This window comes from Micromonospora sp. S4605, assembly GCF_003176715.1.
GTDB lineage: Bacteria > Actinomycetota > Actinomycetes > Mycobacteriales > Micromonosporaceae > Micromonospora > Micromonospora echinaurantiaca.
Genome location: NZ_QGSW01000487.1, coordinates 1 through 20,653, shown reverse-complemented (window position 1 = coordinate 20,653; position 20,653 = coordinate 1). Strand labels below are relative to the sequence as shown.

Genomic DNA, 20,653 nt, shown 5'->3' with positions numbered 1-20,653 from the left:
GGCGCCTGGTGGTCGCCCGCCGGCACCGGCTGGTCGTCGGCTACCGGCCGTGGCCCCGGCCGGCGGCGCTGGTCGAGCGGCGGCGCGGCTGGCGCGGGCGGGTGCCGACCGCCTCCGCCGCGCGCAGCGTCCGGATCCGCCCGGGGTCGTAACCGAGCCACTCGGCGAGCACCTCGTCGGTGTGCTGGTCGAACAGGGGAGCGGGCCGGGCCGGCGGCAGCGGATCGCCGGCCAGCCGCACCGGTGGCGTGAGGTACGCCCGCCGCCCGGCGACCGGGTGGTCGACCTCCTCCACCAGCCCGGCGGTGCGCAGCGTGCCGTCGGCGTACCGCCGGCGCAGGTCGGCCACCGCCTCGGCGGCGACCCCCTCGGCGCGCAACCGGGTCAGCACCTCGGCGGTGCTCGACCCGGCGGCCCAGCCGGCCACGGTCTCCGGCGTCGCGGTCGAGCCGGGCCGCCGGTCGACGAACGCGACGTGCCCGTCCCGGGTGGCGACCACGCCTGAGCTGGGGACCCCCGGCTCGGCGTCGCCGAGCCGCGCCGGGTTCCGGCCCTCCCGGGAGGCGAGCACCAGGCCCTCGCCGAGCTGCAACCAGAGCGTCTCCTGCTGGGACAGGTCGAGCCAGTCCCCCCGCCCGTGCCGGGCCCGGCCGGCCAGCGCGGCCAGCACGGCGAGCACGCCGTGCACCCCGGCCACCGCGTCGGGGTAGTAGACCGGGCTGACCGCTGCCGGTTCGGCCGGTGCTCCGTACCGGGCGGCGAAGCCGCCCATCCCCTCGGTGAGCATCCCGTAGCCGGCCATCGACCGGTACGGCCCGGTCGCCCCCAGCGCCGGCATGGTGACCACCACCAGGCCGCGCTCGACCTGCCGGCGTACGTCCTCGGCCACGCCGCGCTTGACCAGCACGTCATGGGTCATGTTCACCACCAGCACGTCGGCGACCGCTACCAGGTCCCGGAAGACGTCGGCGCCGGCCGGGGTGGCCAGGTCCACCGAGATCCCGCGCTTGCCCCGGTTCAGGCTGTTGAACTGGGCGGAGGCGTCCCAGGTGCACTCCTGCGGGTCCACCCCGTCGGGCACCGGCACGCCGAGCTCGTGCCACCGGTGCCGGGTCCGCCAGCCGTCCGGACGGTTGCCCACCTCGACCCGCACCACGTCCGCGCCGAGCGTGCCGAGGAACCGGCCGGTGAGCGGCCCGGCCCAGGCCAGCGTCAGCTCCAGCACGCGCAGCCCGGCCAGCTCCGGCGGCCGGGGCGCCGCCGCCGGGCGGGGGTGGTCGGGGCGGAACCAGGCGGCATCGCCGCCCGGTTCGGCGAGCCGGACCGGCACCCCCTCGGGCAGCCGCGGGCTGCGCCACGGGCGGGCCGCCACCCGGCCGCCGGTCGCGCCGGCCAGCGGGGCGAGGAAGCCCCGCCCGGCCAGGTGCGGGTCGGTCAGCGCGTCCCGGGCGGTGAGCACCATCGCCGCCGCCCAACCGGCGTCCAGCGCGGCCCGGAAGATCTCCGCCCGGGTGCGCGCCGCGTACCAGGGGCGCAGTTCGGCGGCGAGCAGGTGCCGGTTGCGCCACCGGTGCGCCCAGACGAACCGCTCGTCGTACGGCAGGTCGGGTCGGCCGTAGACGGCGCACTGCCGCAGCCAGTCCTCCGCCCGTACGGTGCCCGGGATCACCTGCCCGTCGGCGCAGGCGAACACCCCGGACGGGAAGGTGCGGGCCAGGTGCCCGGCGTTGCGGCGGGCCTCGTCGGGGTCGTCCGGGCGGTCGGAGCTGGCGGTGTAGAGCAGCCCGGCGCCCTGCGCCTCGTACGCGGTCAGCAGGGCTCCCAGCCAGCTGACCCGGGCCCCGGCCGCCCCGCGGGCCAGCCCGGCCAGCGCGGCCGCCGCCGCGTACGCCCCGGCCAGGTACTGCGACTGCCAGCCGGGGAACCGGTGCGGCACCCCGTCGTCGTCCACGCTCACCGCCAGCAGCCCGGACGCCGCCTGCACCAGCAGCTCCTCGTCGGTGGCCAGCCCGGAGGTCACCGTGACCACCAGCGGCCCGTCCACCGGCGGCCCGTCCACCAGCGGCCCGTCCACCGGCGGCCCGTCGTCCAGCACCACGTCCGCCCAGCCCAGCGCCGCCGGCAGCACGTCCCGGCCGACCAGCCGCTTGCCGGCGTTCAGGTGCACGAAGACCGGGCTCGGTGCGTGCTGCGGCCCACCGTCGACCGGCAGTTCGCGTGCCGGGTCGCCGCCGGGCGGCTCCGCCTTCACCACGGTGGCGCCGAGCATGGCCAGCAGCCGGCCGGCGTACGGGCCGGCGACCCCGGTGGCCAGCTCCAGCACCCGCAGCCCGTGCAGCGGGCCGGTCACCGCTGGCCGCCCGGGAAGAAGTGGTGGTGGTCCGAGCCGGTGATCTCGTAGATCGCGGTGCCCCGGTGGCCGTCGTCGGTGACCACCGCGAGGTGGTGCTGCCCGCCGCCGCGCCGGCCGTAGCGGGCGTTCCACTCCCCGCTGCCGGTCACCCCGATCCGCCGGCCGTCGGCCAGGTCGAACTCCACCCGGCCGGCGAGGCCGTGCACCGGCGCGCCGGCCCGCCCGTACCCGACCGGCCGGCCGTCGGCCCCGGTCCAGTGCAGCCGGTGCCGGAAGCCGGTGACCGGCACCGGCTCCCGGTCGCCGGCCGGGGCCCAGCAGCCGGCGCAGTAGGCCCGGTCGCCGTCCGGCCGCTCCCAGCACCAGACGCCGAGCATCCCGTCGCCGAGCTGCACCGCCAGCCACATCCACAGCGGTACCCGGGCGTGGTCGCGCACCCCCCAGGAGTGGTCGCGCTGCCCCCACCACCGCCGCACCGGCCGGTGCTCGCCGTCGACCGAGTACCACCCGTCGAACCAGCCGGACTGGAACAGGTGCCGCTGGTCCCACACCAGCCGGTCGCCGACCGACATCGACCCGCGGGGGAGCAGGTACGGCCGGGTGCGCGCGGTCCAGGTCAGGTCGAAGCCGACCGGCGCCTCGCCCTCGGCCACCGCCAGCCGGATCCGACGGTACGGCGCGAGCACGTCCACCCGGGCCGGACCGACGGCGGTGGTGCGCGGGTCGTCGCCGTACCGGCGGGTGAACCGGGCGAACCGTAACCGCCCGTCGATCCGGCTCAGCTGCAGGCAGTCGAACCCGTCCCGGGTCGGCTGGCTGGTCAGGTTGAGGATCAGCACGTCGCCGGGGTGGTCCGGCCGATGCGCCACGAAGTAGCAGCTCTCCTGCCAGTACGCGGGCGGGTCGGCGGGTGGCGGCCCGAACGCCTCGTCGGGCAGCGCCTGCTCACCGGTGCTGGTCGAGGACATCGAACGCCTCCAGATCCGTCACGTGGGCCGCGTGCCGCTCGGCCAGCGACACGAACATGGCGTCGCTGGCCGGGTCCGCGGCGACGAGCATCGCGCCGACCACCGTCATGTGGAGCCCGGCGAGCGCGCCCAGCCGCCACGCGCGGCGGCACTCCGCCTCGGCCCAGCGGACCCCGGCGGTGGCCAGCGCGCGCCGGTAGTGCCGCAGCAGGTCCTCCTCGCGGTCCCGCCGGACATCCTCCGGCAGCGCGCCGCCGACCAGGTACGCCGCGTCGTTCGGGCCGGACCCGAGCGCCACGGTCTGCCAGTCCAAGACGGTCAGCGGCGCGCTGCCCGGGCCGTCGCCGAAGAGCAGGTTGTCCAGCCGGAAGTCACCGTGCAGCAGGGTGTACGGCGGCTGCTGGGCGGCGGCCCAGCGGCGTACCCGGGTGCCGAACCCGGCCACCACCGCCCGGGCCCGGGGCGACAGCCGCGCGCCGAACCGGGCCAGGAACCCCTCGGCGGTCACCCGGTACGCCGCTGCCCGGCGCCGGCCGGCCGCCGGTCCGGGCACCGGCAGCCAGTCCTGGCCGGAGAGCCCGGCGCCGCCCCAGAACCGGGCCTGCAACCGGGCCAGCTCATCCAGCGCCAGCGCGACGTCGTCCGCGGTGGCGCCGCGTACCTGGTCGCGGGGGCGGGCCGGGGCGGCGTCGTCGAGCAGCAGCACGAACTCGCCGGTCCCCGGTGCCGCCTCGGCGAGGTGGCAGCGCGGCACCCGGATCGGCACGGCCGGCGCGAGCCGGCGGTAGAAGAGCAGTTCCCGCCCGTACGCGTCGCTGTCGGTGCCGGTGCGCCGGGTGCGCTCGTCGGCGGCGGCGAACTTGCCGATCAGCGTTGCCGGCCCGGCCCCGGCCGGTGACCAGCGCAGCCGCAGCCGGACGCAGCGGCTCAGCTTCCCGCCGCCGACCGGCGCGGACTGCACAGCGGTCACCCGCGCGCCGGCCGCTGCCGTCGCCCGCAGGGCGCCGGTCAGCCAGGTCGGGGTCACCTGCTCCGGGGCGGGGATCACGCGGGCACCGCGGCAGCGGTGAGCACCAGCCCGTCGCCGATCCGGAACCGGCCGGCGATCCCGCGCAGGCAGTCGGGGGCCGGCACCAGCAGCTCCACGGTGAAGGTGCCGGCCGGGTCGAGCCGGACCAGGGCGTCGCGGAAGCCGAGCCAGCGCCCGGTGACCGGGTGCCAGACCTTGTAGACGCTCTCCTTGGCCGAGAAGAGGACCGTGTCGAGGGCCGCGCCCGGCGGCTGCCCGCGCAACCAGCGCCGCTCCGCAGGCAGCAGGATCCGCTCGGCGACCCGGGGCGGCAGCGGCCGGTGCGGCTCGGCGTCGACGCCGACGGCGAGCAGGTCGGCGCGGCGGGCCACGGCCGCGCCCCGGTAGCCGCGGCAGTGGGTGATGCTCCCGACGAAGCCGGCCGGCCAGCGGGGCGCGCGGTCGGCACCGCGCGGGATGGCCACCGGCGGCACCCCGAACCGGGCCAGCGCCCGTCGCGCGCAGGCCCGCCCGGTGAGGAACTCGCCGCGCCGGCCCGCGCCGGCCCGGGCCACCGCCTCGGCCTCCTCGGCCAGGGGTACGGCGGTCGGGTCGTCGTCGGGCCGCTCGGCGACCCGCACGGCGGCCGGCAGCAACTCGCCCAGCACGTCAGCTCCCGAGCAGCGCCCGGGCCAGGTCGGCCCGGTGCCGGGTCGACGGCGCGTCGAAGGCGCGATGCCAGAGCGCCCGCCGGTACCACCGGTGCACCGGGTGCTCCCAGGTCATCCCGATCCCACCGAGCACCTGGATGGTGTGCTCGCAGCCGCGTACCGCCGCGTCGCGGGCGGCGACCACGGCGGCGGCGACCGCCTCGTCGACGGTCCCGTCCGGCCGCCCGTCGGCCCGCCCGGCCAGCCAGGCGGCCCGGTAGACCAGCGAGTGCGCCAGCTCGACGGCCACGTAGCTGTCCGCGACGCGGAAGCTGACCCCCTGGAACGCCCCGATCGGCCGCCCGAACTGGGTGCGGGTCCGGGCGTGCGCGACGGCCAGGTCGTACGCCCGGCGGGCCACCCCCAGCGCCTCGGCCGCCAGCAGGGTGTACGTCCGCCAGCGCAGCCGGCGCAGCGCCACCGGGGTGCCGGCGACGTCGGTGACCGGCTCGGCGGGGGTGTCCGCGCAGCGCAGGTCCGCCGGGCGGCGCAGCCCGTCCAGCCCGGCGCGGTCGACCACTGTCACCCCGACCGCGTCCCGGCGGACCCGGAACAATGCCACGCCCTCGGCGGTGCCGGCGGTGAGCAGCACCTCGGTGACCGCTGCCAGGTCGGGAACGAGCCGCTTCACCCCCGACACCCGCCAGCCGCCCGGGCCGGTGACCGCGCGCACCGCGCTGGCGCGGTGCGCGGCGTCCAGCGTCGCGCAGTCGTCGTCGTGGCAGGCGACGGTGGCCGGCGCGGTGCCGGGCAGCGCCGCGCTCAGCGTGCTCCACCAGGGCACCGGGTGCAGCGCGTAGCCGGACTCGTCGGCCAGCACCGCCTGCTCCACCAGGCCGAGGTCGGCGTCCCGCCAGCCCAGGTCGACCAGCGGCGCCCAGCCGTCGGGGTCGTGCCCGCCACCGTCGGCGAGCGCGGCCACCCGGTCCGGCGGGTAGCGCTCGGCGAGGTACCCGCGGGTCACCTCCCGCAGGTGCCGCTGCTGCTCGGTGAAGCCGAACTCCATCCCGCCCCCTCGTCAGCGCCAGCGCGGCAGGCCGGCGACCCGCTCGGCGATGAGCCCGCGCAGGATCTCCGAGGTGCCGCCCTCGATGGTGTTGCCCCGGCTGCGCAGCAGCTGCCCCTGCCAGTAGCCGGCCCAGTACGCGTCCGCGCCGTCCAGCGCCGCGCGCTCGCCGAGCAGCCGGACCGCCAGGTCGCAGACCCGCTGGTGGACGTGCGACCAGTGCAGCTTCAGCACCGCGCTCTCCGGACCCGGCTCACCGGTGCGCTGCAATCCGGTCAGCGCCCGGTAGCCGGTCCAGCGCAGGGCCTGCACCTCGACGTGCAGTTGGGCCACCTCGTCGCGGACCAGCGGGTCGTCGGCGTGGCCGGTGGCCCGCACGGTGGCCAGCAACCGGTCGAACTGGACGCTGAGCCGGGCGTTCAGGGTGATGCCGAAGGTGCCGCGTTCGTGGGCGAGCGTGGTCATCGCCACCGCCCACCCCGCGTCGACCTCGCCGACCACGCAGTCGTCGCCGACCCGCACCCCGGCCAGCAGGATCTGGCCGAACTCCGCCGCGCCGTTGAGCTGCCGCAGCGGCCGTACCGTCACCCCGGGCGCGCGCATGTCGAGCAGGAAGCAGGTGAGGCCCCGGTGCCGCGGCCCGTCCGGCCCGGTGCGGGCCAGCAGCAGGCAGTGGTCGGCCAGCGGGGCGTACGAGGACCAGAGCTTCTCGCCGTCGACCACGAACCCGCCCGGCACCCGGCGCGCGGCGGTGCGTACGGCGGCCAGGTCGGAGCCCGCCTCCGGTTCGGAGAAGCCCTGACAGAACACGTGCTCGCCGGCGAGGATCGCGGCCAGGTGGCGCTCCTGCTGCGCGGGAGTGCCGTACCGGATCAGGGTGGGGCCCACCATGTTCAGGCCGATCACGTTGAGCTGGTCGGGGGCGCCGGCCAGCGCGCACTCCTCGGCGAAGATGCCCTGGTGCACGGGGGAGAGGCCGCGCCCGCCGTAGGCCACCGGCCAGGTGAGGCCGGCGTAGCCGGCGGCGTGCACCTGCTTGGTCCAGTCCCGCAGGGCGGCCGGGTCGCCGGGCGTGCCGTCGGGCGCCGGCTCGGGTAGCCGTTCGCGCAGCCACGCCCGCAGTCCGGCGCGGAACTCGGCCTGCTCGGTGCTGTCGTTCAGGTCCACGAGCGACACCGTAGCCACGCGTCGTGGCACCGGCTACCGTGCGCGACATGAACGCTCCGCGCACCGAGCGGTCGCCCGAGGAGGAGCGGCAGCACCGCAAGCGGCAGCTCGCCGCGACCCTGCGGATCTTCGCCCGGCTCGGCTTCGACGAGGGCGCCGGCGGGCACGTCACCGCGCGCGACCCGATCCGGCCCGACCACTTCTGGATCAACCGGTTCGGCCAGCACTTCGGTCACGTGCGGGTCAGCGACCTGCTCCTGGTCGATCACGCCGGCACGGTGGTGGCGGGCACCGGCACCATCAACCCGGCCGGGTACGCCATCCACTCGCAGATCCACCTGGCCCGGCCGGACGTGGTGGCCGCGGCGCACACCCACTCCACGTACGGGCGGGCCTGGTCCACCCTCGGCCGGCCGCTGGACCCGATCACCCAGGACGCCTGCGCGTTCTTCGAGGACCACGAGGTGCACGAGCACTACTCCGGGGTGGTGCTCGACCCGGCCGAGGGCAAGCGGATCGCCGGCACGCTCGGCGACCGGAAGGCGGTGATCCTGCGCAACCACGGCCTGCTCACCGTCGGCGGCAGCGTGGCCGAGGCGGCCTGGTGGTTCGTCTCGATGGACCGCTGCTGTCAGGTGCAGCTGCTGGCGGAGGCGGCCGGCCGGCCGGTGCTGGTCGACCCGGACGACGCCCGGGCCACCCGGGACACCATCGGCACCCCCGCGTTGGGCCGGCTGAACTTCCGGCCGCTCTACGCCGACGTGGTCCGCGCCGAGCCGGACCTGCTGGACTGACCGTGGCCCGACTCCTCGACGAGCTGGTCCGTGACCGGGCCGGCGAGCCGGCGCTGGCCGACCGGCACCGCCGGCTCGACTGGTGGGCGCTCAACGACCGGGTGAACCGGTGGCTGCGGGTGCTGCGCGACCGCGGCCTGTCGGCCGGGGACACCGTGGCGGTGGTGGTCGGCAACCGGGTCGAGGTGTTCGAGGCGCTGCTCGCCGGCCTGCACGGCGGCCTGCGGATGGTCCCGGTGAACTGGCACCTCACCGCGCCGGAGCTGCGCCACATCCTGACCGACTCGGCGAGCCGCGCGGTGCTGGTGGACGCACCCCGGGCCGGTGCCGTCGCCGCCGCGCTGCGGCCGGGCGAGTGCCCGGTCCGGCTGCTCGTCGGCGCCGCCGAGCCGCCCGTCGTCGCGGCCGAGGCGCCAACCGTCGCGGCCGAGGCGCCTGCCGTGGCGGCCGGCTTCACCGCCGTCGAGCCGCTGCTCGCCGCCGCCGACGGGGCGGAACCGGAGGGACAGGTCTGCGGGTCGGTGATGCTCTACACGTCGGGCACCACCGGGGCGCCGAAGGGCGTGGTCAACGGGGTGTTCCGGCAGGGCGAGCCGCTCGCCGGGGTCGGCCGGCTGCTGGCGTACGCCGGACTGGTGCTGAAGGTGCCGGCCACCGGCCGGGCCCTGCTGGTCGGCCCGTGGTACCACTCCGCGCAGTTGTACTTCGCCCTGCTGCCCCTGCTGCGCGGCTGCGAGCTGCGCATCGAGGAACGGTTCGATCCGGAACGCACGCTGCGACTCATCGACGCCGAGTCGATCAACCTGTGTCACCTGGTGCCCACCCAGTTCGTCCGCCTGCTGCGGCTGCCGGAGCCGGTGCGCCGCCGCTTCGCTGGCGGCAGCCTGCGCCGGGTCTGGCACGGCGGCGGGCCGTGCGGGCCGGAGGTGAAGCGCCGCATGATCGAGTGGTGGGGCCCGGTGGTGGTGGAGTACTACGCGGCCACCGAGGGCGGGGTGGTGACCCTGATCGAGGCCGAGGAGTGGCTGGCCCGGCCGGGCAGCGTCGGGCGGGCCGTGCCGCCGACCCGGATCCTGGTGGTCGGGCCGGACGGCGCGGAGCTGCCACCGGGTCGGGTCGGCCGGGTCTTCTTCCGGCGCGGTGCCGCGCACGAGTTCCACTACCACGGCGACCCGGCCAAGACCCGCGAGGCGCACCTGGCGCCGGGCGTCTACACCTACGGCGAGCTGGGGTACCTCGATGACGACGGTTACCTCTTCCTCACCGGCCGGCACAGCCAGACCATCGTCTCCGGCGGGGTGAACGTGTACCCGGCCGAGGTGGAGGCGGCCCTGCTGGCCCACGAGGCGGTGCAGGACGTGGCAGTGCTGGGGGTGCCCGACGAGGAGTTCGGCGAGCGGGTGTGCGCCCTGGTGCAACTGACCGGGCAGGGGCTCGCCGCCGCCGACGCGCCGGCCACGCTGGACCGGCACTGCCGCACCCGGCTGGCCGGGTTCAAGGTGCCCCGGGTGTGGCGGGTGGTCGACCGGCTGCCCCGCGACGAGACCGGCAAGCTGCGCCGCGAGGCGCTGCGCTCGCTCGCGCCGCGCCCGCCGGCCGCCGCGCGCACCTAGCACCCGGTGAACCCGGACGTCGCCCTCGGCGCGGAACGGGCCTGGCTCAGCCGAGCCGGGTCTTCTGCACCTTGCCGAGTGCGTTGCGCGGCAGCGCGTCCACCAGGTGCACCCGGCGCGGTCGCTTGTGCACCGACAGCAGCCGGGCCACGAAGTCGATCAGCTCCGGCTCGGCCACCCCGTCACCGACCACGTACGCGGTGACCTGCTGGCCCAGCACCGCATCCGGGGTGCCCACCACGGCCGCCTCGCGTACCCCCGGGTGGGCCAGCAGCGCCTCCTCGACCTCCCCGGCGCCGATCCGGTAGCCGCCGCTGGAGATCAGGTCGGTCGAGGCCCGGCCGACGATCCGGTGCCGGCCGTCCGGGCCGATGGTGGCGATGTCGCCGGTGCGGTACCAGCCGTCGCCGGTGCGGGTGGCGGCGTCCGCGTCCGGCCGGTTGAGGTAGCCGTCGAAGAGCGTCGGGCCCCGGACCAGCAACTCGCCCATCGCCGACCCGTCCGCGGGCAGCGGGTCGCCGCGCTCGTCGACCAGGCGGGTGCCGACCCCGGGCAGCGGCCAGCCCACGCAGCCGGCCTCGCGGGGGCCGTCCGCCCGGGCGCTCACCGTGATCAGGGTCTCGGTCATCCCGTACCGCTCGGCCACTCGGTGTCCGGTGAGCGCGCGCAGGCCGTCGAAGACCGCCGCCGGCAGCGCCGCGCTGCCGGAGACCAGCAACCGGGCCCGGCGCAGGGCGCGGGCGGCGGACGGGTCGGCGCAGATCCGGGACCAGACGGTCGGCACCCCGAACAGCAGCGTCCCGCCGGCGGCGGCGTACCGCTCGGGGTGGGGACGCCCGACGTGGTCCAGCCGGCTGCCGTGCCGCAGCGGCCCGAGCAGGCCCAGCACCAGTCCGTGTACGTGGAACAGCGGCAGCCCGTGCACCAGCAGGTCGTCCGGAGTCCAGGCCCAGGCGTCGGCGAGCCCGTCCAGGCAGGCGGCGATCGCCCGGCGGGAGAGCAGCACCCCCTTGGGCAGCCCGGTGGTGCCGCTGGTGTAGAGGATCAGCGCGGGCCGGTCCGGGGCGGGCTCCGGGTGGCTGGTCGAGGAGTGCAGGTCCGGTGACACCGGGACCACCGGCAGGCCGCCGCCGATGTCGTGCCCGGTCGCGGCCAGCACCGCGGCCGCCGCGGAGTCCCGCAGGATGTGCTCGCGTTCCATCGGCCCGGCGTCGGGCGGCACGGGCACCACGGTGACGTCGGCCAGCAGCGCGCCGACGATCCCCACCACGGTCTCCAGCGACGGGGTGGCCAGCACGGCCACCCGATCCAGCCCTCGGACGCGGTCGGCGATCGCCGTGGCGCTGGCCAGCAACCGCGCCCGGGAGATCGACCGCCCGGCCACCCGGACCGCGTCCGGGCGGTCGTCCGCGGCCATGGACAACGCCGTCAACAGGGTCACGTCGTGGACCTCCCAGACGCGGCGGGCGGTCGCCGGGGCGGCGGACCGGAGCCCCCGGTGGCGCGGGCCCGGCCCGACCGTAGCCACCACCGGACCGGGCGCACCACCCCCGGCCCGGGCCGCCGCCGGCCGTGGTCGTTCCCGGTCACGGCGAGCCGGCGGCGCCGGATCGACCGAGGGGCCGGACGCCGACCGTCCAGTCTGTAGGGTCTGTGGTGTGCCCCCCCGCGCCACGGCCGGCTCCGCGCCGGGGTGCGAGGCGGCCTACTGTCGGAATTCTGCCTGTGCGAGCGCGCCGGCCGGCAGCACAGTGGAGGGACGGCGCATCGGCGGGCGTGGCGCCGACGGTTGCCGCGCATCCTACCGGGCCTGGGGGTGAGCTTGAGCATCACGGAGGAGGAGCCGCCCCGGACGGATGTCGCGGCGCAGGCGCTCGTCGCCGTCGTCGACGCCGACGCGCACGACGCGCTGGGCGCTGTCCCGGGGCCGATCCTGCGCGACGCCGCGGTGGCGGCGACCCTGCTGGTGCGCGAGGCCGCGCTGCTCGCCTCCATCGTCACCCCCGACGACCGGCGTCGCGACGAGGCCGGGTCGCGGGCCGTACGGCTGCTCGGCCGGCTCTGCGACGCGGCGTACGCGGGCGGGGACCATCAGCTCAGCCAGCTGCTCGACTGGTTCGCCAGGGCGTGGCTGGGCCGCCCGTTCAACGGTGCCTTCTACGGCGACCGGCACCTGCCCGAGGCGGTGCACGCCCCGCTCGCCGCGCTGACCGAGCCGGCCGGCGAGGCGCCGGTGATGATCTGCGCGGCCGCACACCGGGAGCTGGAACGGGTGCTGGGCGAGCTGGAGCGGGACGCGTCCCGGCTCGGCGCGATCGACCGGGAGGTGACCGGCCCGCTCTTCGTCCGGCCGGTCCGTGAGGTGATCGAGGCGGCCCGGGCCGGGCAGCCGCACGACGCCGGCCTGCTCGCCGAGCGGCCGGAGGACCTGGTGACCGCCGTCAACCGGACGCTGCGCGAGCCGATCCCGACGAACGGCCGGCGCTGGCCGCTGCTGGTACGGGCGACCGAACAGATCCAGGACCATGTACGGCGGTCGATCGAACTGGGACGGCTCGCGCCGGGCGCCGTCGCGCCGCCCGCCGTGCCGGGCGACGCCCTGCCCGCCCCGTTGGACGAACTCGTGGCCGTCGCGCTCACCGCGGCCGAGCCGCCGCCGGTCGGCGAGCGGCGCCCGGAGACGCTGGCCCGGGCCGCGCTGGCGCACGCCGGGACGCCCGAGCTGGGGTGCCGGGTGGCCGGCGTGCTGGAGGGCCTGGACATCGCGACGGCCGAGGTGGAGGAGGCCCTGTCCCCGTTGCAGGACCTGCACGAGCGGGTCCTCGAATACGCCGCCCGCTGTCCCGACGACGCCGAGGTGGAGGAGGTCGCCGCGCTGATCGGCGAGGGCATCGCCGACGGCGACCTCGGGTACGCCCGCGACGGCCTGGAACTGCTCGCCGTGACGGTGCGCGGCGCGGAGCTGCGGCGGCGGCTGACCCGGACCGGCAACCGGATCGAGGCCATGCCCCCGGACCTGGCCCGCGGCGCCGGCCCGCACCTGCGGGCCGCCCGGATCGCGGTCGCCGAACAGCGGTTCGAGGACGCCGAGTTCCACCTGACCGAGATCGACGGGCTGACCGGTCCGCGGCCCGGGCCGACCCCGCGTACGCCGACGGCGCCGGCCACCCCCTCGCTGGCGGACTTCAAACGCCGCCGAGACGTGTCCGACGTCCCCACCCTGTCGGCGGCGATCGAGCAGGCCGTCGCCGACGGCGACCGCGACGAACTGCTGGCGCTGGTGCGGCGCCTCGGTCGGCCCGACACCGTCGAGCTGGTCGACACGATGATCGACCGGTTCGCCGCCGACGGCGAGGTGGTGCAGGCGCTGCTCGCCGGACTGCCGCCCCGGCAGCGTCCCGCGGTGCTGCACCGGCTGGCCGAGGTGCGCCGCGCCCGTGGCGACGAGGCCGGCGCCGAGGAGGCGGCGCGGCGCAGCCGGCCCCCGGTCCCACCGGCCGAGCTGACCGTGACGTCCCCGCTGCCGGCCGCCGACCTGCTGGTGCCGCGGATCAACCCGTCGACCGGCGCCGGCGACGCCCGCCCGTCCGCGGCCGAGCTGGCCGACACGCTGGCCGACGAGGCCCGTGCCGGCTCCGCCATCTCCCTCGGCTGGGCGGTGGGCCAGTACGTGGTCGCCGGCGAACCGCTGCGCGGCCTGGAGCTGTACCGCCAGTGCGCGGAGCGCTTCTACGGCAACGCGACCCTGGCGTGGAACCTGGGTTGTGCGTACGCCGCGGTCGGCCACCGCGACGAGGCGGTCGGCGCGCTGCGGTACTTCGTCGACTTCATGGCCGACCGGGTGCCGACGGAGCAGCGCGGCGCCCTCACCGAGTTCCTCCGCTGCAACGGCGAACCGGCGCCGGGCTGGACGCCCACCCCGGTGCCGGCGGCCCTGCCGCACGACGTCATGCAGGCGCAGGAGAAGGCCGCGAAGACCCTCTACGAACAGGGCCAGGCCGAGGCGGCGCTGCGCCGGATCCGTCGCCTGCTGCGGCTGGCCCCGCACTCGCCCGGCGCCTTTCTGCTGCTGCGGATCTGCCGGGAGCAGCGCTGGCTGGACCAGGCCCGCGAGGCGGTCGCGGAGATCGCCGCGGCCGGGGCCGCGAACTGGCGCCACCACTACGAGCTGGCGCGGATAGCGGTGGAGGTCGGCGCCGGCGGCCTCGCGGAGGAGCACCTGCGGACGGCCGCCGACCTCGGCGCGTCGATGGACGAGCTGTCCCGGTTGCGACAGCGGATGGGCACCGACCGGCCGGTGCCCGGGGCGCGGCTGGGCGGCGCGGCGGAGCCGCCGACCGGCGCCTCGGCGCTGCCGCCGCTTCCGCAGCCTCGCGACCTCGTCCGCGAGGTGCGCGCCGCCATCGCCGACCCGTCGTACCTGGTGGAGCTCGCCCGCCAGGCGCTCATGGTGATGCCCTCGGCCGCCACGGTGATCGTCGACGAGGTGCTGGCCGCGCCGCAGGCCGACGAGCTCGTCGGCGAGCTGGTGCGGTTCCTGCCGGCCGAGGGTCAGCTCACCGCGGTGCTGGTGCTGGCCCCGGAGCTGGGCCGCGCCGGCCGCACCCGGGACGCGATCGACCTGCTGCGGGGCATGGAGACCGTGGCCCGGCCGACGGAGCTGCCCCGGGTGTGGCTGACCCTGCAACGGCTGATGCGGGACGCGGGCATCGACCCGGACAGCGAGCCGGGTGGCTGGCTCCGGTTGCCCGCCACGCCCGGGCCGCCCCGGCCGGACGGTCCCGCGCTCGCCCCGCCGCCGTGGATCACCGAGATCGCCGTCACGTCGGGCACGCCGCCCGCCGTGCACCGGGCCCATCAGGTGCAGCTCGAGCAGGGTCCGGCGGCCGCGGCGCAGCTGTGGCGGGACGCGGTCGCCGCCGGCTTCGGGCTGGCGCTGCCCAACGCCCTCGGCACGCTGGTGCTCACCGGGCGGGCGGCGGAGGCGGTGGCGCTGTTCCGGCAGACCTCCGACCGCCTCTACCTGGTGGCCAGCGCGGCCTGGAACCTCGGCTGCGCCTTCGCGTACCTCGGTGACCTGGAATCGGCCGGCGCCGCCTTCGAGTACCACACCCGGGTCACCTCCCGGACGTACCTGCCCGAGCAGCGGGCCGCGCTGGAGCGGCTCTTCGCCGAGTTGGGCCGCCCGCTGCCGATGCCGGTGGCCCATCCCGGCTGGCGTCCCGTCCCGTCGCCCCGGTCGGCGCCGGCGGGCGGTGTGTCGGCTGCCCGCGCCGTCGAGGCGTACCGGCGCGCCCCGGACGCGCACGGGTTCATCGTCGCCAGTTCCGCCCTGCGCGCCGAGATGGCCGACGCCCCGCCGGACCGTCGGCGGCTGCTGCTGGCCCAGATCGAGGAGATGTTCGCGGAGCTGTCGTCGCCGACGGCCCACCCGTACGCCGAACGCATCCGTGCCCTCGCACTGGCCGGGGAGGACCAGCGGGCGTGGACGATGGTGCTGGACTGCCTCGACCGGTTCGACCTCGCCGCGGAGCTGCTCGCCCCGGCCCTGGCGCTGGCCACCGGGCGAGCCCGGGCGACCCAGCTCGAAGAGATCCTGACCCGGCAGGCGGACGGCGGGGACTACACCCGCTACCTCACCCTGGCCAAGCTCGCCCGCAAGCGGGGCGACGGCACGGCCCGCCGGCGGTACGCCGAGGCCGCGCTGCTGCACAACCCCTCGTCGGCCGAGGCGCGGAAGCTGCTCGGCAAGGGCGCCCCGCCGACGGAGAGCCGGCCGATCTGGGAACGCCGGTCCGCCCTCGAGGACCTGGTGCGCTCGATGACCAGCCGTGAACCGGCCGAGGTGCTCAAGCAGTTGCCCGACTACTCGGCCGAGATCAAGCGGCTGGAGAGCCGGGCGGTCGACGTGCTCACCCCGTACCCCCCACGCGACGAGTTCATGGACATCGAGGACGAGGCCCGACCCGCGGTGGACGCCGGGATCCAGGCCGCCCGCCACGAGGACTGGCCGCTCGCCGCTACCGAGTTCGGCGCGGCGCTGCAGATCCAGCCGCGGCACCTCGGCGTCGCCCGGAACACGGCCGGCGCGCTGATCCGCCTCGGCCGGTTGTCGGACGCTCGGGCCATCGCGGAGTCGATCTCCTACAGCCACCACGGCAAGCTGCTGCTCGCGCAGCTCGCGTACGCCGAGACGGACCTCGACCGGGCCGCCGACCACCTGGCCGAACTCTCCGTGGCCAGCGTTCCGGAGGCGAACGCGTACGCGTTCGGCCTGGCCGGCCTGCGCCTGCACCTGCAGAACCGCCCCCGGGAGGCCGCCGAGGCGCTGCTGCGCCGCGCCGAGGACGCGCTGCCCGGCCGCCCCGAGTTCTCCACCGCGATGGCCGCGGTGATCGCCGACAGCCACGGCCACGGCGACCTCGTGCGGCGGGCCGTCGGCCTGCTGTTCGCGCCGCGACTGACCAGCAAGCAGGCGGTCGCCTGGGCGATCGAGCGGCAACGGCTGGAGGCCCTCGGCGCGCCGCACGCGCCCAGGCTGGAACCCTCCGACCTGGAAACGCTGGTGGACCACTTCGCCGACCAGGACCCGGTCCGGCTGCGCAACTTCCTCGACCGGCTGGCGGACCGGATGCCCGCCGGGCGCAACCGCGAGGTGCGCCTGCTCCGCGCGCGGGTCGCCGAGGAGTGCGGCCTCATCGAGGACGCCTTCGCCGCCCGGTTCAGCCTGCTCGACCCGAACGCCCGGGACCGTCGGGCCATGCTGGACGACCTCGCCGCGTTCTGTGAACGCACCCTCTACCTGGAAGGGCTGGAACGGGTCCTCGAGGTCAAGCGGGAGTGGCAGCTGCTGACGCCGGTGGACAGCGACCGGGCGGAGGCGCAACGCAGCAGCATCGAGTACCGCAGGTCGGTCTACCGCGAGAAGATCAACGCCACCCTGTGGGAGATCCAGCGGATCACATCGAGCGACGACATCAGTCGGGTCGAGCCGTCCCTGGCGACGCTGACCGACCGGCTGCTCGGGTTCACCGAGGGGACCGGCGTCGCCCAGGCGGTCCACCGGCTCGCCGGGTTGTGGCGGCGTTGCGTCGAACTGCTGCCGCTGGTCGGTGACTCGGTCACCGACGTCGGGCTGCGCGGCGAGCTGCTGACCGTGCTGCGGCAGATCCGGTCGCTGCAGACCGGCCTCGGCTCCCCGGTGGTCGAGGAGGCGGCGGCCACCGTCGGCAAGTGGCTGTACGGGCGGTGGGAGCAGATCGCCCGCGACCAGCGCAGCACCACCGGGGCGATCGAGGTGAACGTGCTCGCCGCCACCCGGATCGTCGGCGGGCCGGTGGAGGCAGTCGTCGAGTTCACCGCGCACGTCGAGGTCCGGGAGTTGCGGGTGCGGCTCGGCGGCCAGACCACCAACCTCGGGCGGATGGACGCCGAGGAGCAGCGGACCGAGGGATTCTGCGCGGACGCCGCCACGGACGACGTGAGCCTGACGGTGACCTTCCAGACCCCGGACGGCCTGCGCGACGAGATCGTCCAGCAGCTCGCCCTCGAGGTGGGCGACCAGCACGAGCATCCGGTCCGGTCGCTGTTCACCCCGAACGTCACCGCGACCGGGGACATGTTCTTCGGCCGCAACGCCGAGCTGGAGAAGCTGCGCCTGGAGTACGGCGAGGCGCACACCCGCAACGCCACCATCCGCAGCCTGACCGGGCCGCGGAAGGTCGGCAAGACCTCCCTGCTGCAGTGGCTGGAGACGGAGGGCCCGCCGGAGAGCTGGAAGATCCCCCACGTGCTGCCGATCTACCTGGACGTCAGCTCGTTCCCGTCGGGTGTGCACCCGCTGGGCCGCATCGGCCGGGCCATCGCCTCGGCCGCCGAGGCGCTCGCCGCGCAGGGCCGGTTCACCGACCCGGTCCCGCCGCCGCCGGCCGAGCCGGACGACGCGCAGGCGTTCATCCGCTGGTGCCGGCGGCTGCGGGCGGCCTGCGCCGAGCGGATCGGTTTCCTCGTCATCCTCGACGAGGTGCAGGAACTGCTGAAGGACCTGCACGCCCGACAGGAGCTGGGCCCGGTGGCGGCCAGCCTGCGGACGATCGCCAACAGCGGCGCCGTCGCCCTGCTGCTCTGCGGTTCGTGCACCGGCGCCACGCTCAAGGCGCTGCTCGCCGGTACCGCCCTGCAGGACGAGCTGCAGACCGAGACGCTCGGCTACCTCGACCGCCGGGCGACCGAGCAGGTCTTCGAGGAGGGCTTCGCCGGGACGGCCCGTATCCTGCCGGAGGCCAGGGCCGAGGTGTGGCGGCTGACCGAGGGCCACCCGAACCACATCCACCACATCGGCAAGGACGTCGCCCTGCGGCTCACCACCGATCGCCGCCGGCTGGTCACCCGGAGCCTGGTCGGCGAGGTCGGGCTCGCCATGGCGAAGACGTCGGCCGCCACCATCGGCATCGTCAAGCTGGACACCGAGGGGCCGGACGGCCGCGACCTGCTCGTCCAGCTCGCCAACCGGGCCCAGGGGGCCATCGACCTCGGCGAGACGGCCGAGCTGAAGCGCGAACTCGACGCGCGGCACATGGACCAGATCGACCGCTACCTGCTGATCGGCCTGCTGCGGGTGGACCGCGAGCAGTACCGGTGGGCGAACGAGATCATCAACCTGCACGTCCAGCACTTCGCGGACCGGCAGTTCTCCCAGTTGCGGTTCACCATCGAGGAGAGCCACCTGCACGCGAGCCAGTACGAGACTCAGCGGACGTACTCGCTGGGGCCATGCCGTACCCGGCTGGTGATGCGGGAGGGGCAGCTGTTCACCGCGAAGCGGGTGACCCACACGACCGACACCGGCGGGCGGTCGCGGGCCGACTCGTCGGCGCTGACCGGCGACGAGACCGCCAAGCTGGTCGACGAGTTCCTGACCTACCTGTCCCGTACGCCGGTGACCGGGGTGCCCCGGTACGTCGGCCGGGAGGGGGACTGGTTCCTCTTCGACCACGCCGAGGGCCGCTCGCTGGCGGAGATCGCCCGGATGCAGCGCGACGTGCCGACCGAGCCGTACAAGCTGGTCAGGTGGATCGCGGCCGCGTGCGACGTGGTGGAGCGGGTGTTCCGGCTGCGCGGGATCACCCACGGCAACATCAAGCCGGGCAACGTGATCGTGGACGACACCACGGTCAGCGTCGTCGACTGGGGTCGCGGCACCCAGGACGGGTCGGCCAACCCGATCAGCGGCGGTACCCCCGGCTACCTGAGCCCGGGCTATCTGCGCCGGCTGGACCAGGACGAGGGCGGCGCGCTGCCGACCGACGACGTCTTCGCCCTGGGCGTCGTGCTGTACCAGATGCTCGACCCGAACGGCGAGCTGCCCTACGGCACCGAACTCGCCGACCTCGACAGCTCCGGCCGGCCGGTCGGCGCCCGGCCGTTGCCGGTGGAGTTGCCGCTGATGGCCTGCCTGACCCGGGCCATCGCGCTGCGCGACGAGGACCGCTACGTGACGGCCGGCGACTTCGCCCGGGACCTGCGGCTGGCGGTGCCGGAGGCGGCACCGGAACGGCCGGCCGAGTTTCCACCCGCACCCGCGCCGCCCCGCCCGGCGGGCCAGAGCCTGATCATCCACAGAGTCGAGGAGATGAACGTGACGAAGGACGGGATCAGCATCGAGGGCAGCTCGGTCACGGGTTCGGTGGTGGGACACCGGAACCGGATCGGGACCTTCGCGGTCAACGCCGGGGTGGAGACCTCGGAGCTGGCGGCCCGGATCGCGCAGCTCGAGTCCGCCGTCGAGGCGCTGCGCGCCGAGCTGCCCGCGGGAGTCGCCGACGGCGTGGCCCGGGACCTGGCGGCGTTCACCGGCGAGGCGACCGCGGAGGCGCCGCGCCCGGACCGGCTCCAGCGCATCGGCGCGGACATCGTGGACGCCGCGGAGACGGTGCCGGCGGCCACCCCGCTCTTCCAGCGGGTCGGGTTGCCCGTGATCACCCTGGTCAACGAGATCATCAACATGATCGCCGGCTGACCGCGGCCCGGGGCCGGGGCGCCCGCTCCGGTTCGCGTCCTACCGGGAGAGGTGCTGCGTCTCGGTGAACTCGTCGTCGCCCTCGGTCCAGCGCATCACGACGGCGAACGCCCGGCCGTCCCCCAACGCGCCCATCAGCGGCCAGGAGAACTCGCTGCGCGGGATGATGTCCGGGGTCTCGTCGCCGTACAGCCGGGGCGGGGTGCCCTGCCCGGCGAGGCTCTCGACGCTGACCCGCACCCGTTGCGCCGTCGCCTCTCCGGCGTTGGTGACGACCAGCCGTTCCCGCCGGGTCCGGTACCGCACCGCACCGCGGTCGTCCCGGTACTGCTCCCGCTCGCTGTCGTACCGGGCGCGCAGCATTGCGCGGTCCCGGCCGCTCGGGCGGCTGGGCACGGCGCCGAGGCCGAGCAGGTCCAGATCACCCTCGATCGCCTGCCGCACCTGGTGTCCGAGGTCCTCCGGACTGGCGTACGTGCCGAACAGCCCCAGTTTGGACAGTTGCTCCTGGAACGAACGCAGCGCCTGCACCTGCCCCAGGTCCGCGTCGCGCGGGATGGGTTCGGTGGAGAAGTAGACGTGCACCGGTCTGCCCGCGGCGTGCGCCCGTTCGATCTCCTCGGCGGTGCCGGACACCGCCGCCGCCGTCGCCATGCCGAGCCGCGAGTCGAACAGGGCGATCACGATGTCGGCGCGGTCGACGAGCTGGTCGTTGATGACGCTCTGCGCGCTGCCGCCGAGCCGGGGCACCGCGTTGGTCTCCCACCGCCGGGGAAGCAGCACCACCTGCTCCCGCTCGGCCCGGGCGGCGTTCCAGCCGTGCAGGGCCTCGGTCACCGCGTCGCGTTCCGCCGTGGTGTCTCCCGGCGAGGCGATCAGCACCCGCAACACGTGCGCACTGAAGGGCATGGCGACCAACGTAGCGGACCGCGACGACCGCCCGACCGGACCTGTCAGCCGCTGTCCACGCCACCCGTCCCCAGCCGGCCAGCGACCGCGCGCCCCCGGCCGGATC

At 76.0% G+C, this 20,653-nt stretch carries 11 protein-coding genes; 3 read left to right on the top strand and 8 right to left on the bottom strand.

Translation table 11 applies throughout. The features are described 5' to 3' along the window. Nucleotides 1-40: 40 nt before the first annotated feature. From DLJ47_RS35195 to DLJ47_RS35175, 6 genes are read right to left on the bottom strand one after another with little or no spacing between them, the layout of a single operon-like run. Nucleotides 41-2,350 carry a CoA transferase gene (locus DLJ47_RS35195; protein WP_158289943.1) on the bottom strand — a complete coding sequence of 770 codons (2,310 nt, stop codon included), beginning with the start codon at nt 2,348-2,350 and terminating at the stop codon, nt 41-43. Beyond that, nucleotides 2,347-3,321 carry a hypothetical protein gene (locus tag DLJ47_RS36075; protein WP_158289942.1) on the bottom strand — a complete coding sequence of 325 codons (975 nt, stop codon included), beginning with the start codon at nt 3,319-3,321 and terminating at the stop codon, nt 2,347-2,349. The genes DLJ47_RS35195 and DLJ47_RS36075 overlap by 4 nt, the downstream gene beginning before the upstream one ends. After that, nucleotides 3,299-4,369 (bottom strand): phosphotransferase, encoded by a 1,071-nt coding sequence (locus DLJ47_RS35190; protein ID WP_158289941.1) that lies wholly within the window; start codon nt 4,367-4,369, stop codon nt 3,299-3,301. Before DLJ47_RS35190 ends, DLJ47_RS36075 begins: the two co-directional genes overlap by 23 nt. Next, nucleotides 4,366-4,995: a 4'-phosphopantetheinyl transferase family protein gene (locus tag DLJ47_RS35185; RefSeq protein ID WP_109906687.1), complete on the bottom strand. Its 630-nt coding sequence runs from the start codon at nt 4,993-4,995 to the stop codon at nt 4,366-4,368. Before DLJ47_RS35185 ends, DLJ47_RS35190 begins: the two co-directional genes overlap by 4 nt. A 4-nt stretch (nt 4,996-4,999) precedes the next feature. Then, nucleotides 5,000-6,046 (bottom strand): acyl-CoA dehydrogenase family protein, encoded by a 1,047-nt coding sequence (locus DLJ47_RS35180; protein ID WP_109906679.1) that lies wholly within the window; start codon nt 6,044-6,046, stop codon nt 5,000-5,002. A gap of 12 nt (nt 6,047-6,058) precedes the next feature. Further along, on the bottom strand, nt 6,059-7,213 hold the full coding sequence (locus DLJ47_RS35175) for an acyl-CoA dehydrogenase family protein (protein WP_109906677.1): 1,155 nt from the start codon (nt 7,211-7,213) through the stop codon (nt 6,059-6,061). A gap of 38 nt (nt 7,214-7,251) precedes the next feature. Between DLJ47_RS35175 and DLJ47_RS35170 the strand changes: the two genes are divergently transcribed. Together DLJ47_RS35170 and DLJ47_RS35165 are read left to right on the top strand one after the other, a co-directional pair. Next, a complete protein-coding gene (locus DLJ47_RS35170; protein WP_255562382.1) occupies nt 7,252-8,007 on the top strand; it encodes a class II aldolase/adducin family protein in 756 nt (251 codons plus the stop codon). Between the two features lie 2 nt (nt 8,008-8,009). Then, nucleotides 8,010-9,620: an AMP-binding protein gene (locus DLJ47_RS35165; protein ID WP_109906673.1), complete on the top strand. Its 1,611-nt coding sequence runs from the start codon at nt 8,010-8,012 to the stop codon at nt 9,618-9,620. Between the two features lie 46 nt (nt 9,621-9,666). Here DLJ47_RS35165 and DLJ47_RS35160 read toward each other — a convergent pair whose 3' ends face one another. Beyond that, nucleotides 9,667-11,037, bottom strand: a complete 1,371-nt coding sequence (locus DLJ47_RS35160; protein WP_396834518.1) for an acyl-CoA synthetase — start codon at nt 11,035-11,037, stop codon at nt 9,667-9,669. Nucleotides 11,038-11,436: 399 nt separating this feature from the next. Here DLJ47_RS35160 and DLJ47_RS35155 point away from each other — a divergent pair, with 399 nt between their 5' ends. Beyond that, the gene (locus tag DLJ47_RS35155) at nt 11,437-19,638 is read left to right on the top strand and encodes a protein kinase domain-containing protein (protein ID WP_109906671.1); all 8,202 of its coding nucleotides are present in this window, start codon (nt 11,437-11,439) and stop codon (nt 19,636-19,638) included. A gap of 39 nt (nt 19,639-19,677) precedes the next feature. Here the strand turns inward: DLJ47_RS35155 and DLJ47_RS35150 are convergent, their stop codons facing one another. Continuing rightward, nucleotides 19,678-20,547, bottom strand: coding sequence for a hypothetical protein (locus DLJ47_RS35150; protein ID WP_109906669.1), 870 nt, complete (start codon nt 20,545-20,547; stop codon nt 19,678-19,680). Nucleotides 20,548-20,653 lie beyond the last annotated feature (106 nt).

Coding starts and splice junctions, on each gene's coding strand:
- DLJ47_RS36075 (WP_158289942.1), bottom strand. CDS start 3,321: ATGTCCTCGACCAGCACCGGTGAGCAGGCGCTGCCCGACGAGGCGTTC.
- DLJ47_RS35180 (WP_109906679.1), bottom strand. CDS start 6,046: ATGGAGTTCGGCTTCACCGAGCAGCAGCGGCACCTGCGGGAGGTGACC.
- DLJ47_RS35160 (WP_396834518.1), bottom strand. CDS start 11,037: ATGGCCGCGGACGACCGCCCGGACGCGGTCCGGGTGGCCGGGCGGTCG.
- DLJ47_RS35150 (WP_109906669.1), bottom strand. CDS start 20,547: ATGCCCTTCAGTGCGCACGTGTTGCGGGTGCTGATCGCCTCGCCGGGA.